Origin of the sequence: Enterobacter cloacae complex sp. ECC445 (genome assembly GCF_021892025.1) — a bacterium.
GTDB classification, from domain to species: Bacteria; Pseudomonadota; Gammaproteobacteria; order Enterobacterales; family Enterobacteriaceae; genus Enterobacter; species Enterobacter chengduensis.
This window is the reverse complement of sequence record NZ_JAKLRZ010000068.1, coordinates 1-201: the sequence shown is the minus strand read 5'-3', so window position 1 is coordinate 201 and position 201 is coordinate 1. Positions and strand designations below refer to the sequence as shown.

The 201-nt window shown below is 56.7% G+C and carries 1 tRNA gene; it reads right to left on the bottom strand.

Features of this window, described 5'->3' with window-relative positions:
• Position 1 precedes the first annotated feature (1 nt).
• Positions 2–75, bottom strand: a tRNA-Asp gene (locus L6R44_RS24865).
• Positions 76–201: the final 126 nt, after the last annotated feature.

Sequence of the window (201 nt, the reverse complement as noted above, 5' to 3'; positions counted from 1 at the left end):
GCGGAACGGACGGGACTCGAACCCGCGACCCCCTGCGTGACAGGCAGGTATTCTAACCGACTGAACTACCGCTCCACCGAAGACTGCTTGTAACCACCGGATTTATGCACCGGCTTACTACTAAATTTGATGCCTGGCAGTTCCCTACTCTCACATGGGGAGACCCCACACTACCATCGGCGCTACGGCGTTTCACTTCTG